The organism is Allobosea sp. P1_B10 (assembly GCF_056406735.1).
The window spans coordinates 43,752-58,914 of record NZ_JBFTZP010000020.1; the positions used below are offsets into that span (position 1 = coordinate 43,752).

The following is a 15,163-nucleotide window of genomic DNA, read 5'->3' on the forward strand; positions in this document are numbered from 1 at the left end:
CGTCACCTCCGGCGGCGCGAAGCAACCCACGCTCACACGGCATCGAAGCGCTTCGATGCCGTGTGAGCGCTTGAGGGAAGATCTATGACATTGCTCTCGCAGACTGTCCGCAAGCTATCGCCCGCCTTTGCTTCGCTGTTCGGGCTCTCCTTCGTCCTGAATCTCTTCGTCTTCGTCTCGCCGCTCTACACGATGCAGATCTATGATCGCGTGCTCTCCAGCCGCAATGCGACGACGCTGGTGATGCTCTCGCTGATCGTGCTGGTTATGTTCCTGGCCTATGCGGCGCTCGAGCATTTCCGCAGCCGCGCCCTGGTCCAGCTTGGCCTCCAGCTCGACGCGGAACTGTCGCAGCCCGCTTTCGAGGCCGCCTTCCTCGCCGCGGCCCAGGTCAAGGGCTCCCAGCATGTGCAGCCGCTGCGCGATGTCGAGACGCTGCGCGGCACGCTGGCGAGCGGGCTCCTGCCCTCGCTGATGGATGCGCCCTGGATCCCGGTGTATCTCGGCCTGTGCTTCTTCCTGCACCCGGCGCTGGGATTTGTCGCAACGGCGGGTGCCGTGCTAATCCTCGCCATCGCCTATCTGAACGAGCGCCTGACCCGGCACGCCCTGATCCGCGCCTCCGAGATCGGCATGGGCGCGAGCGACAGCCTGTCCTCCTCCCTGCGCAACGCCGAGCTGATCCGGGCCCTGGGCATGGGCGAGGCGATCAAGGGCCAGTGGCATGAGCGCCACGCGCTCGCGCTCGGCTATCACACCCGCGCCGCCGACTGGGGCGGCTCGCTCCTGGCCGCCACGAAATTCCTGCGGCTCGCGCTGCAATGCGCCGTGCTGGGCGTCGGCGCCTATCTGGCGATCAACCAGCAGATCGCAATGGGTGTGATCTTCGCGGCCTCCCTGATCATGGGCCGGGCGCTGGCGCCCATCGAAGGCGCGGTCAGCCAGTGGAAGGGCTTTGTCGCGGCCCGATCCGCCTTCCAGCGCCTCGACAAGACACTGACGCGCGACCCGATCTCCAAGATCACGACCCTGCCCCGTCCCACCGGCTCGCTGCGCATCGAGGGGCTGTCGGTGAATGCGCCGCGCAGCGAGGCGCTGCTCGTGCGGAACGTCTCGTTCGAGCTCCAGCCCGGCGAGATCGGTGCCATCGTCGGTTCGACGGGCTCCGGCAAGTCGTCGCTGGCGCGCGCGCTGGTCGGCGTCTGGCCTCCGGCCGCCGGCCTGGTGCGCCTCGACGGCAACGACATCCGCCACTTCTCCGACGAGCAGCGCTCGGGCATCCTCGGCTACCTCCCGCAGGACGTCTCGCTGTTCTCCGGCTCGGTCCGCGACAACATCGCCCGCTTCGACCCCGAGGCGACCGACGAGGCGGTGATCGCGGCTGCGACCGCAGCGTCCGCCCACGCGCTGATCCAGGCCCTGCCCGATGGCTACGCGACCCAGATCGGCGATGACGGAGCGTCCCTGTCCGGCGGCCAGCGCCAGCGCATCGGCCTTGCCCGCGCCATGTACGGCGAACCGGCACTCGTCGTGCTCGACGAGCCCAATGCCAATCTCGACGGCGACGGCGACGCCGCTCTGGCGCGGGCCCTGACGCGCCTGCGCGAGGCCGGTGCGATCGTGGTGGTGATCACCCATCGTCCGCAGCTCCTGTCCCAGGTCGACAAGATCGTCCTGATGCAGAACGGCCAGGCCGTGCGGGCCGGCCATCGCGACGAGATCCTTCCGCTGCTGCTACAGGCGCGCACCGGAGCGAGCCCGCAGCAGCGGCCGCCCGCTCAATGGAAGCCGGGCGAAGCCCTTCCTGTCGTCCGGATGGCGAGGCCATGAAACCGATGAACCTTTCGCAACTCCCGACGCAGTTGGTTCACCGTGCGGGCCAGGTGCGCAGCTTCGCGCAGCGGCAGCTCGTCCTCGCCCGTACGCCGGCCTCCGACAGCAGCGACTGGCGTGCCCCGATCCGGAAGGGCTATCTCGTCATCGCGCTCACCCTCGGCGTGGGCGGGGTCTGGGCCGGCACGGCGCGGCTCGACAGCGCCGTGGTCGCCCATGGCAGCATCGTCGTCGAAAGCGACCGCAAGTCGGTCCAGCATCTCGAAGGCGGGCTGATCAAGGCCATCGCCGTCAGGGACGGCAAGGAGGTCCAGGAAGGTGACGTGCTGCTGCAGCTCGACGCGACCCACGCCATGGCGCAGCGCGGCGTTGCCCAGCTCGGCGTGCTTCAGGCACTCGGCGAGGAGGCCCGCTTCACGGCCGAGGCCGAGCGCCGGGAGAAGATCTCCTTTCCCGCCGAGCTGACCGAGGTCGTCGAGCTCAAGGAGGCGCGCCGCATCATCGCCGACCAGGAACGCCAGTTCCGCGATCGCGACTCCGGCCTGCGGCTCGAGGTCTCGATCCTCGGCGAGCGCCTGACGCAGGCCCGGAGGCAGTACGACTCCACGGAATCGCAGCGCAACGCGGCGGTCTCGCAGGTCACCAGCATCAATGACGAACTCGCCAAACTGCGCCCGCTGGCCGACCAGGGCTATGTCGCGGCGACGCGCATCAACCCGCTGCAGCGCACGCTTTCCGAGCTTCAGGGACGCGTCGGCTCGCTCGATGCCGACCTGGCGCGACTGACCGTGGGCAACGAGGAAATCCGGCTCCAGACCGACCAGATCATGCGTCGCGCGGCTGAGGATTCGTCCAACAAGCTCACGGAGGCGCGGGTCAGGCTCGCCGAAGCCCGCGAGAAGCTCCGCATGGCCGATGACGTGCTGGCCCGCACCGAGGTCCGTGCTCCGCGTGCCGGCCGCGTCGTCGGCTCCAAGGTCCACACGGTCGGCGCCGTGGTCAAGCCGGGCGAGACGATGATGGAGATCGTGCCGGAGGATGACGATCTCGTCGTCACCGCCAAGGTCTCGCCGATGGACGTCAACAGCCTGCGCCCGGGCATGAGCGCCGAAGTCAGGCTGCCCTCGTTCAAGGGACGCAAGACTCCGGTGACGATCGGCGAGGTCAAGTCGATAGCTGCCGACGCCCTGCGCGACGACATCTCGCAGCAGTTGTTCTACGCACTGCGGGTCAGCGTGCGATCCTCGGGCTTCCCCGAGAAGATCCGCGCCCGGCTCAAGCCCGGCATGCCTGCCGAAGTGCTCGTGGCGACCGGCGAGCGCACGGTGATGGCCTACCTGACCCAGCCGCTGATGGACTCCGTCCGGTCCGGCTTCCGCGAAGAGTAAGGCGGACTGCCGGCACACGCGCTTGTGACGCCGGGCTCCGGCCGCGCGCCGCCCTGCGTCAGGGAGGCCGCTTCCGGAGCCCGCGCGCGGGGTCTATGATCGCCCGATGACGCAAGCCCAAGACGGCGCCAAGGTCGAGACCGGCGATTCCGACGACACCCCGCCTTCGCGCGCCGGCATCGCCCTGCTGGCCGGTGGGGCGTTCGCGCTGCTGCTGACCGGGCTGCTGTTGTGGTGGCGCGAGGGCGATCGTCTGTTCACCGACGGCCTCATCGCCGCCATCGTCGCCTGTTTCTAAGCGGGCCGCGGCCCGCATGACGCCCGAAGCCAGACTGGATCCCCGCCCGTGAATCGCCGCCTCGTTCTGCCGCTGGTCGTCTTCCTGCTTGGCGCGCTCGCGCTCGCGGCTGCGGCCTTCGTCACCTTCTCTCCGTCGCGGCCGGGGCAGACCGCCACAAGCAGCGTGGGCGGGCCGTTCTCGCTGACGACGCAGGACGGCAAGACGATGACCGACAAGGATCTGCGCGGCGCGCCGTTCCTGATCTTCTTCGGCTTCACCCATTGCCCCGATGTCTGCCCGACGAAGCTTTTCGAGATCTCGGAGACCTTGCGGGCCGCCGGCCCCAAGGGCGACAAGCTGCGTGCCATCTTCATCAGCGTCGACCCCGAGCGCGACACCGCCGCGGTGATGAAGAGCTATCTCGGTTCCTTCGATCCGCGCATCGTCGGCCTGACCGGCGACCGCGCCGCGATCGACGCCACGGTGAAGGCCTATCGCGCCTATGCCAAGAAGGTGCCGCTCAAGGAAGGCGACTACACCATGGACCACACGGCGCTGGTGTATCTGATGGACAAGCGCGGCGAGTTCGTCGGCGCCTTCAATATCGAGCAGCCTCCGGCTCAGGCGGCGGCGGAATGGCTGAAGCATCTGTGATTCCCGGGCGCGGTGGCGAAAGCCGCGCCGTGCCATGCATCGTCTTGTTCCAGGTGAAGCGCTTCATCAGGTATTCGTAGACCGCGAGCCAGGCCGCCACCGAGACCAGCGCGTAATAGAGCGGCAGCAGCGGCAGCAGGCAGAGCAGTTCCGGGGCCTTGCGCCGCACCGCACCGAGCGCGGGCGGGATGAAGATGGCGAGCGTCCCGAAGATCCAGACGACCAGAGCAAGCGTCATCGCCAGGCTGCCTAAATGGCCATCGGGCAGCCAGAACGCTCCGCCGCCATATGCGTAGGCCACCGCCAGCGTGAAGACGGGGTAGCCCAGCGCCGTCGCCACGGTCCCCAGCCCCAGCGCCACAAAGCTCGCGCCGGCGCCCAGGCCAGCCTCGCGCAGCAGCAGGCGCGGGCTGTGCAGGTGCGTGATCAGCGTCTGCATGTAGCCCTTGATCCAGCGGGCGCGCTGCTTGAGCCAGGCGCGGACCGTCAGCGGCGCCTCCTCGAACGTGCGCGATGGCAGGTCCCCGATCCAGCAGCCGGCCCTCACCAGCCTCAGGCCGAGATCTGCATCCTCGGTGACGTTCCACGCGTCCCAGCCGCCGACCGCGCGCAGCGCATCGGTACGGAAATGGTTCGAGGTGCCACCCAGCATGATCGGCAGGCGATAGCGCAGCAGGCCGGGATTGAGGACCTCGAACAGCCCGGCATATTCGAGCGCGAACAGCGCCGGCAGCAGGCCCTCGCCCGCATAGTTGATCACCAGGCGGGCCTGCAGGCAGGCGAGCTCCGGCGGCGCCCGCAGGAAGCGCGCAGCGGCGAGCCGCAATTGCTGGGGTTCCGGGATATCCTCGGCATCGAAGATCGTGAAGTACTCGCCGCGCGCCTCCAGCAGGGCGAGGTTCAGCGCGCGCGGCTTGGTCTGGGGCTGGCCAGGCGGCACGACCAGCACGGTGAAGCAGGGTGGCAGCTCTAGCTGTGACAGCGCCGCCGCGACGCCGGCGTCATTGGCCTCGGTCAGGAGCAGGATCTCGAGCTTGGCGGCGGGATAGTCGAGCGCCGTCAGGGCCGCGATCAATTGCGGCAGCACGGCCTCCTCCCGGTAGATCGGGACGGCCACGGTGTAGACCGGCAGGCGGGCGTCATCGACGCGCCAGCGATGGCTGCGCCAGAGATCACCAGCGAGCGGCTCGACCACGGCGGCAAGCCGGAGATAGATCAGCCCCAGAAACACCGGGCAGAGCAGCAGCGCAACGGTGAAGAAGGTTTCGAACGGCGCCAACGTCCCCGCAACGGCTGCCGATGCGACCCCTATGGCCGCCGCAAGCTGCTGGCCGCGGCTCGACCCCGTCCGGGCGCTGTCGCGGGCGAGCCCGGCACGGTCGAGCCCTGCTATATGGCGGGCGAGCGCGATCCCGTTCGACAGCCGCAGGCTCGCCGCGAAGTCGGCAGGCACCATGATCACGACGTCATCGCGATGGCGCGGGCCGAATTCCAGCAGGCGTCGCAGGGCCGGTCCTTCCGGCGCCAGGGCAAAGCGGAATCGGGTTCCCGACGACGACGCGACGACGGCCATGCCTTCGCGCAGGATCGCGCCATAACCGCCTCCCGGGCGAAAGGGCAGGCGTCCGGCCTGAAAGGCGCAGCCGAGTTCGCGGGCCAGGGCACGATAGAACGCCTCGGCGCCGACGACCCCCGAGGCGATGATTTCGCGCGACGGCGCGACGCCCAGCCGCGCTGCCCGCGACGCGACAGCGGCCAGGACCGAGGGCGCGATGCCGATATTCGTCAGGAACGCGATGTCGACGGGCAGACTTCCGGCCACGCTTCCCGCCGCGAATTCGCGCGCGTCCGCGTCGGCCGGGGCCGCTGAGTCCGCCTCCCGCCCGCTGACCCGCATCGCCGGCCTCGCACATGTCTGGCCGGCCGGCGGGCCCTACGGCAGGGCGCCAGCGACGAGGCATGCTTCGCCATCTCGTCGCGCGAGTCGATACGACTCTCGACGTAAGGGGAGTTCGCTGTACGCCCCTCGGCGTGGGGTTTGCGCGGGAGTCAGTGACGCTGGCGGGGCTGCTCCGACGCGGGGGTGCGCGCGCTCCGGCCGCGTCGCGGAGCGGGGCCGCGCTCGGCCCGATCGTCGAGTGCCGCTGCGCCGGACTCGTTCCCGGCCTGGTGTCCCGGTTGCGCCTGCTCAGGCCCAACAGAGATCTCCTCGTGGCGGGCGGACTGGTAGGCCCAGAGTTCTTTCGCCGCTTCCCAATGCTCGCGATCGCGCCCGTCGGGCTGGCCATCCCGAACCCAGAGTGAATAGGCGATCTTGCGGATCTCGCGTTCAGCCTTGTCAGATAATGCCATCGGTACGGTCCTCTCGCCTCGGGTTCATGCTGGAACGGCACATCGGGCGACATCGGCTCTACACGAGCCACGCGGCGGGACGCGCGCCCGCCGCCATCAAGGCGCTCTGCGCCGTGCCGGACCAACGCGGCGGCCCAGCCGAGGTTCGGCCGCGCGACTGCATCTTTTTTGTGCCCACACCGCTCTCTGCCATCATGCCGCAACGGCACCGCCTGTTGCTGGAGCCGCGCCCCGCAGATAAAAAGCGGTGGGCGCTCGTCGCGGGCAAGGTCTATCGCGAGCAAGGTCTATCGCCGGCAAGATCTATCGCGGGCGCGGAGAGTTTGGGGACACGACATGGCGACCATCCACGGCACGGGCGCCTCGGAGGCACTCTACGCCGGCACAGATCCCTACAACGTGATCTTTGCCGGAGCCGGCGACGACATCATCTTCAACGGTCCTGGGCGCAGCTATGTCGATGGCGGCAGCGGCTTCGACACCTTCGTCGTCGACATCGGCTATGGCGGGGGCGCCAATCTCGATTTCGTCAATTCGCAGTACCTGATCGGTGGCGCAGAAGGCGACCGCTCGGTCGGCGTCGAGCGCATCATCTTCCGGGACACGGTGGTGCTGGTCGATCCCCAGCACGGGCTGGAGGGTGCGGTCGCGCTGCCCTTCACCGAGATTGCCCCGATCAACGACGCGCTGAGGGCCGTCCTGCGCGTCAAGGCGCCGGACCTCCTGGCCGAGAGGACCGCGCTCTCGATCCGCGCGGGCGAACTGACCTTTGCGGGCTATGTCGAGGCGCTGGTCGCCAGCGCGGGCACATCGACCGTTCCAGCGCTGCTGATGCAGGCGGCGATCTTCGGCACGGTCCCGACTTCCGAGAAACTGGATCCGCTGGCGCTCTTCGCCCGCACGCAATTCGACTACTACAAGAACACGCTGCAGAGCGCTTTCGCCGAGCTCGGCCCCTATGAGGCACTGGGTCGCGGCTTCGCTGCCACCGCCGAGTTCCAGGCGGCCTTTTCCGGAGGCACCGATCCGGATTTCGTCGAGATCGCCTACGCGCCCCTGTTCAACCGCTCGGCCACCGCCGCGCAGCAGGACGCGTTGCTGGCGCAGGTCAGCTATTTCGAATCACTCTACCGCTCGGCGGGGCTGTCGGAGAGCCAGGCAGAACTCGAGGCGCGGGGCGCGGTCTACGGACAGATGGTCGGCCACGCGGCGCAGGAGCCCGAGCTGGGCTATGGCGCCGCGGCCGCAAGCATCCTGGTGGGGCTCGCCCTGGGCGATAACTCCGCCTATGGCGCGGTCTTCGGCAGCTGACACTGTCGAAAGACCGAGAACCTGCGGGGAGCGGCCTCTTTGCCGGGGTGGTCATGGCGCTGCGCCTATCTTCACCTCGGTGCACGGCCTATGGTCGGCGCTCAGAATCGGAGCACTCCCATGAACGAAGACGGATACAAGGTCATCGCGGTCGACGATGACGTCGCGCTGCTCCAGGCGGCCCTCGACAAGATCTCGGACGACAGCGGCGTCGTCGTCAGCATCGTCTGGCAGCCAAGCCGCCGCGTCACGATCGGCGGCAAGGAGACGGACGCAGCCTCGGGCTATGTCGTCGTCGCCGATTTCGGTCTGGAAGAGCCGCCGCTGCAATAAGCGACCGGCAGCACGACCGAATCAGTCGAAGCCCGCATGGTTCGCCCTGCGGGCTTTTTCATGCGCTACGGCAAGCCACAATGCGGCTCGTCGCCGGCTGCGGCAGACGATCCATTGCAGTGCTTCTCGGATTTTCAGAAAGGCCAGCTATCCAGCTGGAGGAGATTTGGTGGAGCCAGGCGGAATCGCGTGGACGCTTTATCTATCTGTAATTATTGTGATTTGACGGATAACATCGACATAAGGGCCAACAAAAGGGCCAACAATTTCCGCCGCTGGCTGGCGTAATCCGGCGCTCATCCGCGCACTTCGGTGGCAGATTGTCGCAGCCGCCCTTTTCCCCATAGCAGCGGCGCTTCCCGTCGCGCAGCGTAACAATGTTACAAACCGGGCAAGCGAGACGGCTCCACGCGAGTCTATCAGCGAAAAGGTCTTGGTCAGTGAGCCCACCGGACCTTCGCCTTATGCGCCCATTCGTCGATGGCGTTGGCAATCTGCTCCAGCTCCTCGTCTTCCTCGCTGCCCTCGGTGCAGCCCATGAGCTCCTGAGCCCTATCGAGCGCGGCGTCATAATCATCATCGGTCGTGATCTGCATGACCCGGTCCTCCTGGGCGAGGAATCCGCAGCCCACACAGTGGCTCCGGATAGGGACGCAAATGTCCGCCGTGTCTCGGCAAGCGAGCGGAACCTCCCCGGTGTGTTGCTGTTGCACGCACAGAAGCAAGGAGGATAGAATGAGAAACGCTTTGATATTGGCAATGGCGGCAGGTTTGGTAGCTTCAGCGCAGGCGCAGACCATCTCGCCGAAGCCGCAGTTATCTCCTTCCCCGGGCTCATCCGATCGCAGTTCCCCCAGCCCGAGCACAACGGCGCCGCCAGAGAAGGCAAATCCCGGCGTCGCGGGTAAAAAGGACAACGCTCCGGAGGCTCCTCCTCCCCGCCCGCCGTCAAGGACGCCTGATCCACCTACTCGCCGCCAGTAGGGTCATGTCCGCGCTACGCGCCTTGCGGGCAAGTTTTTTTCTAGGAGCCTGTCTTCGACGCCGCGCCAGCGATTGCAAAAACTTGAGGCGAGAAAAATGAGCTACCACTTCGTTTGGGTCATGCTTCTACCTTGTTAGGAGGATTTTTTGGCTGGAAGCCACGCGCTAGCCTAGGGAAAAGGAGGCGGTCATGAACCATCTCTATTCCTTTTGCGGCAATCAGCACCAGGCGAGCAGGGTCCTCAACGCCCTTTGGGACGTCATCAGCCTCGACCACGAGCCCCGCCCGAAGGACTGGCATCCGCGACCCAGCGACGTTGCCCGTGTGCGGCTCACCACTGTTAGCGGTCTTGGGCCGGTCGGACAGGACATCGTGCGCTCGTGGCTTGAGGACCATGGCTTCCTCAGCATGGGCCGGCGCGGCTTACTCCATTATCCCGGCCCAGTCTCGGGGCTTCGAGTGGACACCAGAGTTTAAGGAACGACGTACTGTGTCCGACGTTCACACGCGGGGCCAACGGAGCAAAGCCGATGCTGGTAGCGCTCGGCGTCACGGTGGGAATGCTCATTGCCGTCTGGATAGGCTGGAAGCTCGGCCGCTATCTCGGATGAGGTCGTGGGCGGACATTGCTAACGGCTGAGCGGTTACGCCAGTGAGCGCATCGACGGCCTCTCCCTTCGATCCGCAACTGTGCGGACGCAGCGTATGCCACGTAGGCCTTACTGCCTCCAGGCTCCTTACGCCGCTACCTAATAGCCTTGCTGCTCGTGAAACGTTCACGAGATGAGCCTGTGGGACTTAGTTGCCCTTGACATATCCATAAATCGGCAGCTGTGACCAATGATGCGTATTGCGCCTTTTGCCCCTCGTCCCGCTTGGTCTTCGCGAGTGTCATGATGGCGTTGACTGCGGCTTCAAACTCTTTTGTGTTTGTGATCGAGACCAATGGCAACGTCGATCCCCTCCAGTCCGCTATATCGTGGATTCCACCGGCCTTAGGCAGCGGATTCCCCTTAACCCTGATAGGCTAGCCGCCAGCAAGGGCTCCGGCCCCTTGTGCTGGCGGCCGACCCGCAGGCCGACCTGGGGGGTACGGTTTGCTGCAGGCGGCTTGATCTGATCCCCGCCAAGGTGGGAATGCAAGCGCGCGATTTCCTTCGCGAATGTTCGCAGAGCGAGCGCCCTTGCCTCGCACTGTTCGCTTAAGGATGGTCGGCCTTCCCAGCCGTGCCTCGGTATTCCGACCTTGAGGCCTCTTCGTCCTTCGAGGCGGCGGCCATCTGGCGTTCCCCAATCGCACGCTCCACACCGTCTTCGCCTTTAACGCGATATTGCGGCTCGCCATCGATTCCAGCCGGGATAAGCCGGATCACCTGATATCGCCCCGATCCGGACAGATCCAAAAATTTAAAATTGAGATGAACTTCGTCTCCGACCTTATACCGGTGCTCCATGGCAAATTCCTCCAACAATTTTATCCAAGAGTAGCACGGCGGAACCAGTCCCCCCGCCGCCCGTTCGCCACTCCAGTTGAGTTCGGAGTTGAATTATGTGCGCCAAAAGAATGCTGCGACCTGGGCCTTGGAGCGAAGCTATCCGGAGTGAGAAGGCATCGCGCGCGGATCCTCGACAACAATGCCTGAGCTCGACGCGCCAGGTGAACCGGCGCCTCGCCGCATACCATGTGTTGAGCCGATGAGTCGGAATTTCCATATCGACGTTGCTTCAATGATCCACATTGCGTCTGCGGAAGGACCGGGGGAAGCTATCGCTCAACGGGGAGCGCCGAGGGACGCGCTTTCGGGATCGGTGGACGAGTTGGTGCGCATGGGGCTCGAAAGAGCAAGTCGGCACTTCCAGGCGCAATGAGTCTGAGACAGTCATCACTCTCAGTATCGGCATAAACGCGCCAATCGGTCCTCCGTCCGCTTCAAACTAGTAGGCTATTGAAACGGCCTGTGACGCTCATCGCCGCCTATTCCCATCAGGTTACCAGCGAGGAATGAGATGTCGATTAATGACGGGTTGAGCGAACTCAGCAACCCACCCTCATTGTTTACTCGTTTAGCCCAGTCGACGGCTCGTTGGACCGGTAAACCGGCAAGCTTCTTCGTGGCTGTCGGCGTCATAGTTGCCTGGGGCATATCAGGGCCATTCTTTGGATATAACGATACGTGGCAGCTGGTGATCAACACCTCGACCACCATCGTCACCTTCCTGATGGTGTTCATCATCCAGAACAGCCAAAATCGGGACACCGCCGCAATGCAGATCAAGCTCGACGAGCTCATTGTTCGGCTTGAGGGCGCGCGTGAAGAACTAATGGATCTGGAGCAACTGGACGAGGAGCAAATTGAAAAGATCCGTAAACAATTCGAGGAGCGAGCAGCCATTGCTCGGAAGGGCCGAGATCCGGGTCCTCCTCCAGCCGCTAGCTGAGAGCTCTTCGTGCCCCGCGCTCGGCTGGAGATCCACACAGAACACTGTGGGCCTAAAGTTAGCGCGCCGGCTTCAAGAGCCCCTGCAACATCGACAATAGCGTCGCGGGCGGGGCCGGCTTGCCGATGTTGACCGCCCCGACGAATGCGGGATGTCGATCCAGCGTTTCCTGTTCGTAGGCGCTCGACAGTAAGAACGGGACTTTATGTTCCCGCAAGGCATGAGCCACCGGAGCGCTGATCTCCCCTCTCAGATTTACGTCCAGCAAGCACACATGAGGCCAACCCTTGCCCAACATTTTCAGGGCCTCCGCTACGGTCGCGACAGGCCCGATTACGCGGTACCCAGCGTCCTCCAGAAGCTCGCAGAGTTCCATAGCAATCAGAAATTCGTCTTCGACGACAAGTACGGAAGATTGAACGAGGGCTGGATCGTGACCCACCGCTACTGCGCAATCGCCAGCATGATCTGCGCCTGGAGACCGGTCGGCGTATAGTCGAACACGGCATCACCACCCTCGGCCCTGCAATTATAGTTGATCAGCTTCGTTCCGAAGCCGGTTCGATCTGGTGGGGTCACGGGCGGGCCTCCCTCTTCGCGCCATTGCAAGAGCAAATAGGTTTGGGCCTCACGTTGTTCCGTCTTCCAGTAGACGCGAACACTGCCATTCGCGCTCGACAGAGCGCCATATTTCAGGGCGTTGGTCGCCAGTTCGTGGACGATCATGGAGACCGGCACAATCTGATGTTGCGAAAGGCTGACAGGTGGGCTCGGAGCCAAGACCGCACGCTGCCCGGCAATCGGCCGCAGTGTCGTGTCGAGCAGCGCTGCAAGATCGGCCACAGAGCCGTTGGTATTGATCAACTCTTGAGCCCCAATGACGGCTTCGAAACGCCCCATAAAGGCGTCCCGGTATTCTTCAGCCGTCCGGTTCGTCGTCTTCGTCTGAGTGGCGACGGCCCGGATCATCGCGAGCAGGTTTTTCATCCGGTGGCGCGTTTCCGCAACCAGAATGTCCTTGGCGTTATCTTGCTTCTGACGTTCGGTGACATCTTCAAACACGACCAGCATCTGCGTGCTGTTGTGGTCGGGATGAGCGAGTTGGCGAGCGCTCACGAGCATGGTGCGGGTGCCAATCGTCGGGAACGCATGCTTCACTTCGAAGCCGACCACGGCGGCGGCCTTCGGCACGACTTCGGCAAGGAGCGCGCGCAAATTGGGGATGTCCCACTGGCCGTCCCCCAGGTCGAACAGGCTTCTGCCGAAGGTATCTTCGCGCGCGACCCGGAACAGTCTGAGAAAGGCCGGGTTCGCGTTGACGACAAGGAGGTCCTTGTCCAGCACAACAAGTGGCTCCTGTAGCGTATCGACGATGCCCTGAGCTTGCACGTGATTGCTGCGAAGCACGCGGTAAAGTTCATCCAGCGTCATGCTGTCCCCCTCAATCGAAGTAAAACGCCGAACCCTGCTCCGGGTTCACCGAGCTTAGCAGCGCCGTGATCTTGAGTGTGTCCGCTCCTGAAGAATCCTGCCGCGATCGGCGCGGTGGAATGACATCCGCTCCCGTCCCTGATCTGAATTATAGCACGCCGCGGCTGCTGAGGAACGGGCGGCGAACGGTGAGGCCGCGACCGTCCGCGCAGACCTACTACGCGACACGCCAGGAGGTCATCGCCGATTTGAGAGCGGCGTGGAGGAACGGGTAGTCCATCCGGTAGACCGCCATCACACCTCCGCGCTTGATGGTCTGGCGCAAAGTAACTGCGATTTCGGCGCCAGCATATTCGATAGGGTTGTGCTGCTTCGTCATTGTCGTCGTGTAGCTCAAAGGGCCCGGATCTCTTCCTCGAACTGCTCGGGGATGACGGCATGGCGCGCGAGAAGGTTGAGGGCGCTCAGCTCGTCAGTTTCGTCGTCCGTAAGCACATGAATAACGACCACGCCTTCGGTCGTGCGCGCTAGGGCCCCCCGTCTGGCGGTTCAGGTGGTGCTGCGCGCCTTCATGGGGCCATGCCCTTAACCCCGTTCACCGAGCTGCGGAAGCCGCAGAAATACGGCCAACGCTGCGGTGCCTACCTGCCCGATCTCTACACGACCCGGCCGCCCGACCTGCCGCCGAGCATGGCGGGGTTGACCTTGATCGAGTGTGGTAAGGACGACATGCTGCCAGCCGAGCCTGCGCCAAATAAGCGTCGGCGTCAGGTCGGCAAAGACTGACCATCGCCAATGTCCGGGATGGGTGGAAAGCAAACATGGCCCCCGCGGTTAGGGTTGCCGAGGGGCAGAGCGTGACCAAGCTTTGAAGATGCGGCAGAGGGCGACTGGTGGGCCCGTCGACCACCGTCGCCTATCGGACGAGTATCACCGTCTAGGCGAAAACGGCTCGGCGTCCCGGGTTGCGTAGTGTTGGGCTTCTAGTTCCAACGAAGCGACCAGTTCTCGGTAATCGGCGATGATTCCGCGACTGTCAGGCGTGTCCGATCGCATGCAGAGTTCAAGCCCCACCCACGCCAGTTCATAGGACTCGCAGACGTCGAGAAAGGACTGGCTGGACGCGAGTTCAAAACGCCTCGCCCAAGCAGGCAACCGCAGTTTCAGACGGGCGCGCCCCCGCTCCTGGATGCGGGACATGTTGCGGATCTCAATATGAAAAGGTGCAGCTTGCAGTCGGTTCCGCCCTCCGGTCGCGCGTATTCTGCACCTCGTGCACCGATCGCTCTATTGGCCCTGAGGCCGTTTGGGTTCACGGCTTCGGCTCGACAATCGGAGGTGCAGGCCCATCTCCATCGCAACGGTGGCGAGCCTTCGAGCAATGTCGCCTATGGGTCTATGTGCGCCATCGGGGCTTGTCGAAATTCTCCCAGCATGGCGGTATTCGAATATGAAACAGCCGTTGCAGCACGCTGAACCCGTCGCCCTGCGCCCCTTCATCCCCGCGCGTGATTTCGAACGCTCAAAGCAGTTTTACCAGGGGCTGGGATTCTCGATCGCGTTCACAGACGGGAAGATTGCGCTCATGTGCTCGGGAGCGGCCCAATTCCTGTTGCAGGATTTCTACCAAGAGGGCCTAGCCACCAATTTGATGCTTCAGATCATCGTAGACGATGTTGACCAATGGTGGCACGAACGCGGACCCAAGCACTTGGCTGAACAATTTGATCTAGCAGCGCCTAAGCCGCCTGCGGTGCAGCCATGGGGATTGAAGGTCGGATTCATCCACGATCCTTCGGGAGTTCTCTGGCACATCGCAGAGCTGCCTCTGAAGTCCGCATAGGGTCGATAGCTGACGGAACGCCTGCCGTCGGCTATCCTTTCCACCCGCCTGCGAAGCCCAGCCAGCTGCGAACTAAGAGCTGGCTCGGGAAAACTGGACATCGTGGGTAGGTGGATTTTCGGCCTGAACGCGGCATGATTGTCGTGAACAGGAGCGGATATGACGAGACGCGTGCGCCGGAACCACAGCCCGGTTTTCAAAGCGAAGGTCGCTTTGGCGGCGATCAAGGGCGAGAAGACGCTGGCCGAATTGGCTCAGCAGTTCGACGTCCACCCCAACCAGATCACGCAATGGCGCAGCCAACTCCTTGAAGG

Annotated in this window: 18 protein-coding genes; 11 read left to right on the forward strand and 7 right to left on the reverse strand. The window is 64.4% G+C overall.

The genetic code is table 11. The features are described from left to right. The first annotated feature begins 84 nt into the window (after positions 1-84). From AC1D2L_RS24375 to AC1D2L_RS24390, 4 genes are all read left to right on the forward strand, one after another. Positions 85-1,830 carry a type I secretion system permease/ATPase gene (locus AC1D2L_RS24375; RefSeq protein WP_476848492.1) on the forward strand — a complete coding sequence of 582 codons (1,746 nt, stop codon included), beginning with the start codon at positions 85-87 and terminating at the stop codon, positions 1,828-1,830. Continuing rightward, entirely contained in the window at positions 1,827-3,221 is a 1,395-nt protein-coding gene (locus AC1D2L_RS24380) for an HlyD family type I secretion periplasmic adaptor subunit (RefSeq protein WP_476848493.1), read from the forward strand. Before AC1D2L_RS24375 ends, AC1D2L_RS24380 begins: the two co-directional genes overlap by 4 nt. 106 nt (positions 3,222-3,327) lie before the next feature. Continuing rightward, the gene (locus AC1D2L_RS24385; protein ID WP_476848494.1) at positions 3,328-3,519 is read left to right on the forward strand and encodes a hypothetical protein; all 192 of its coding nucleotides are present in this window, start codon (positions 3,328-3,330) and stop codon (positions 3,517-3,519) included. 48 nt (positions 3,520-3,567) lie between these two features. Next, positions 3,568-4,155: an SCO family protein gene (locus AC1D2L_RS24390; protein ID WP_476848495.1), complete on the forward strand. Its 588-nt coding sequence runs from the start codon at positions 3,568-3,570 to the stop codon at positions 4,153-4,155. Here AC1D2L_RS24390 and AC1D2L_RS24395 read toward each other — a convergent pair. Both AC1D2L_RS24395 and AC1D2L_RS24400 read right to left on the reverse strand, forming a co-directional pair. Continuing rightward, complete coding sequence (locus tag AC1D2L_RS24395) at positions 4,100-5,977, reverse strand: glycosyltransferase family 2 protein (protein ID WP_476848496.1); 1,878 nt, start codon at positions 5,975-5,977, stop codon at positions 4,100-4,102. The genes AC1D2L_RS24390 and AC1D2L_RS24395 overlap by 56 nt on opposite strands. Positions 5,978-6,204: 227 nt before the next feature. After that, positions 6,205-6,507, reverse strand: a complete 303-nt coding sequence (locus AC1D2L_RS24400) for a DUF2934 domain-containing protein (protein ID WP_476848497.1) — start codon at positions 6,505-6,507, stop codon at positions 6,205-6,207. Positions 6,508-6,843: 336 nt separating this feature from the next. Here AC1D2L_RS24400 and AC1D2L_RS24405 point away from each other — a divergent pair, with 336 nt between their 5' ends. After that, positions 6,844-7,818: a calcium-binding protein gene (locus AC1D2L_RS24405; RefSeq protein WP_476848498.1), complete on the forward strand. Its 975-nt coding sequence runs from the start codon at positions 6,844-6,846 to the stop codon at positions 7,816-7,818. Between the two features lie 120 nt (positions 7,819-7,938). Further along, positions 7,939-8,151, forward strand: coding sequence for a hypothetical protein (locus AC1D2L_RS24410; protein WP_476848499.1), 213 nt, complete (start codon positions 7,939-7,941; stop codon positions 8,149-8,151). Positions 8,152-8,588: 437 nt separating this feature from the next. On the opposite strand, the gene AC1D2L_RS24415 is transcribed toward AC1D2L_RS24410, so the two are convergent. Then, positions 8,589-8,747: a hypothetical protein gene (locus AC1D2L_RS24415; RefSeq protein WP_476848500.1), complete on the reverse strand. Its 159-nt coding sequence runs from the start codon at positions 8,745-8,747 to the stop codon at positions 8,589-8,591. 578 nt (positions 8,748-9,325) lie between these two features. On the opposite strand from AC1D2L_RS24415, the gene AC1D2L_RS24420 reads away from it, so the two are divergent. Then, positions 9,326-9,613 carry a hypothetical protein gene (locus tag AC1D2L_RS24420; protein ID WP_476848501.1) on the forward strand — a complete coding sequence of 96 codons (288 nt, stop codon included), beginning with the start codon at positions 9,326-9,328 and terminating at the stop codon, positions 9,611-9,613. Positions 9,614-10,338: 725 nt separating this feature from the next. Here the strand turns inward: AC1D2L_RS24420 and AC1D2L_RS24425 are convergent. Next, positions 10,339-10,605, reverse strand: a complete 267-nt coding sequence (locus AC1D2L_RS24425) for a hypothetical protein (protein ID WP_476848502.1) — start codon at positions 10,603-10,605, stop codon at positions 10,339-10,341. Between the two features lie 538 nt (positions 10,606-11,143). Between AC1D2L_RS24425 and AC1D2L_RS24430 the strand changes: the two genes are divergently transcribed. Further along, the gene (locus AC1D2L_RS24430; RefSeq protein WP_476848503.1) at positions 11,144-11,575 is read left to right on the forward strand and encodes a low affinity iron permease family protein; all 432 of its coding nucleotides are present in this window, start codon (positions 11,144-11,146) and stop codon (positions 11,573-11,575) included. Between the two features lie 58 nt (positions 11,576-11,633). Here AC1D2L_RS24430 and AC1D2L_RS24435 read toward each other — a convergent pair whose 3' ends face one another. From AC1D2L_RS24435 to AC1D2L_RS24445, 3 genes are all read right to left on the reverse strand, one after another. Next, positions 11,634-12,017, reverse strand: a complete 384-nt coding sequence (locus AC1D2L_RS24435; protein ID WP_476848504.1) for a response regulator — start codon at positions 12,015-12,017, stop codon at positions 11,634-11,636. 2 nt (positions 12,018-12,019) lie between these two features. Next, on the reverse strand, positions 12,020-13,006 hold the full coding sequence (locus tag AC1D2L_RS24440) for a sensor histidine kinase (protein ID WP_476848505.1): 987 nt from the start codon (positions 13,004-13,006) through the stop codon (positions 12,020-12,022). A 217-nt stretch (positions 13,007-13,223) separates the two neighbouring features. Beyond that, positions 13,224-13,403, reverse strand: coding sequence for a hypothetical protein (locus tag AC1D2L_RS24445; protein ID WP_476848506.1), 180 nt, complete (start codon positions 13,401-13,403; stop codon positions 13,224-13,226). 1,053 nt (positions 13,404-14,456) lie between these two features. On the opposite strand from AC1D2L_RS24445, the gene AC1D2L_RS24450 reads away from it, so the two are divergent. From AC1D2L_RS24450 to AC1D2L_RS24460, 3 genes are all read left to right on the forward strand, one after another. Beyond that, complete coding sequence (locus AC1D2L_RS24450; protein ID WP_476848507.1) at positions 14,457-14,849, forward strand: VOC family protein; 393 nt, start codon at positions 14,457-14,459, stop codon at positions 14,847-14,849. Beyond that, positions 14,768-14,959 carry an alpha/beta family hydrolase gene (locus AC1D2L_RS24455; protein ID WP_476848508.1) on the forward strand — a complete coding sequence of 64 codons (192 nt, stop codon included), beginning with the start codon at positions 14,768-14,770 and terminating at the stop codon, positions 14,957-14,959. Before AC1D2L_RS24450 ends, AC1D2L_RS24455 begins: the two co-directional genes overlap by 82 nt. Positions 14,960-15,008: 49 nt before the next feature. Continuing rightward, a partial coding sequence (locus AC1D2L_RS24460) for a transposase (protein ID WP_476848510.1) occupies positions 15,009-15,163 on the forward strand: 155 nt, incomplete at its 3' end.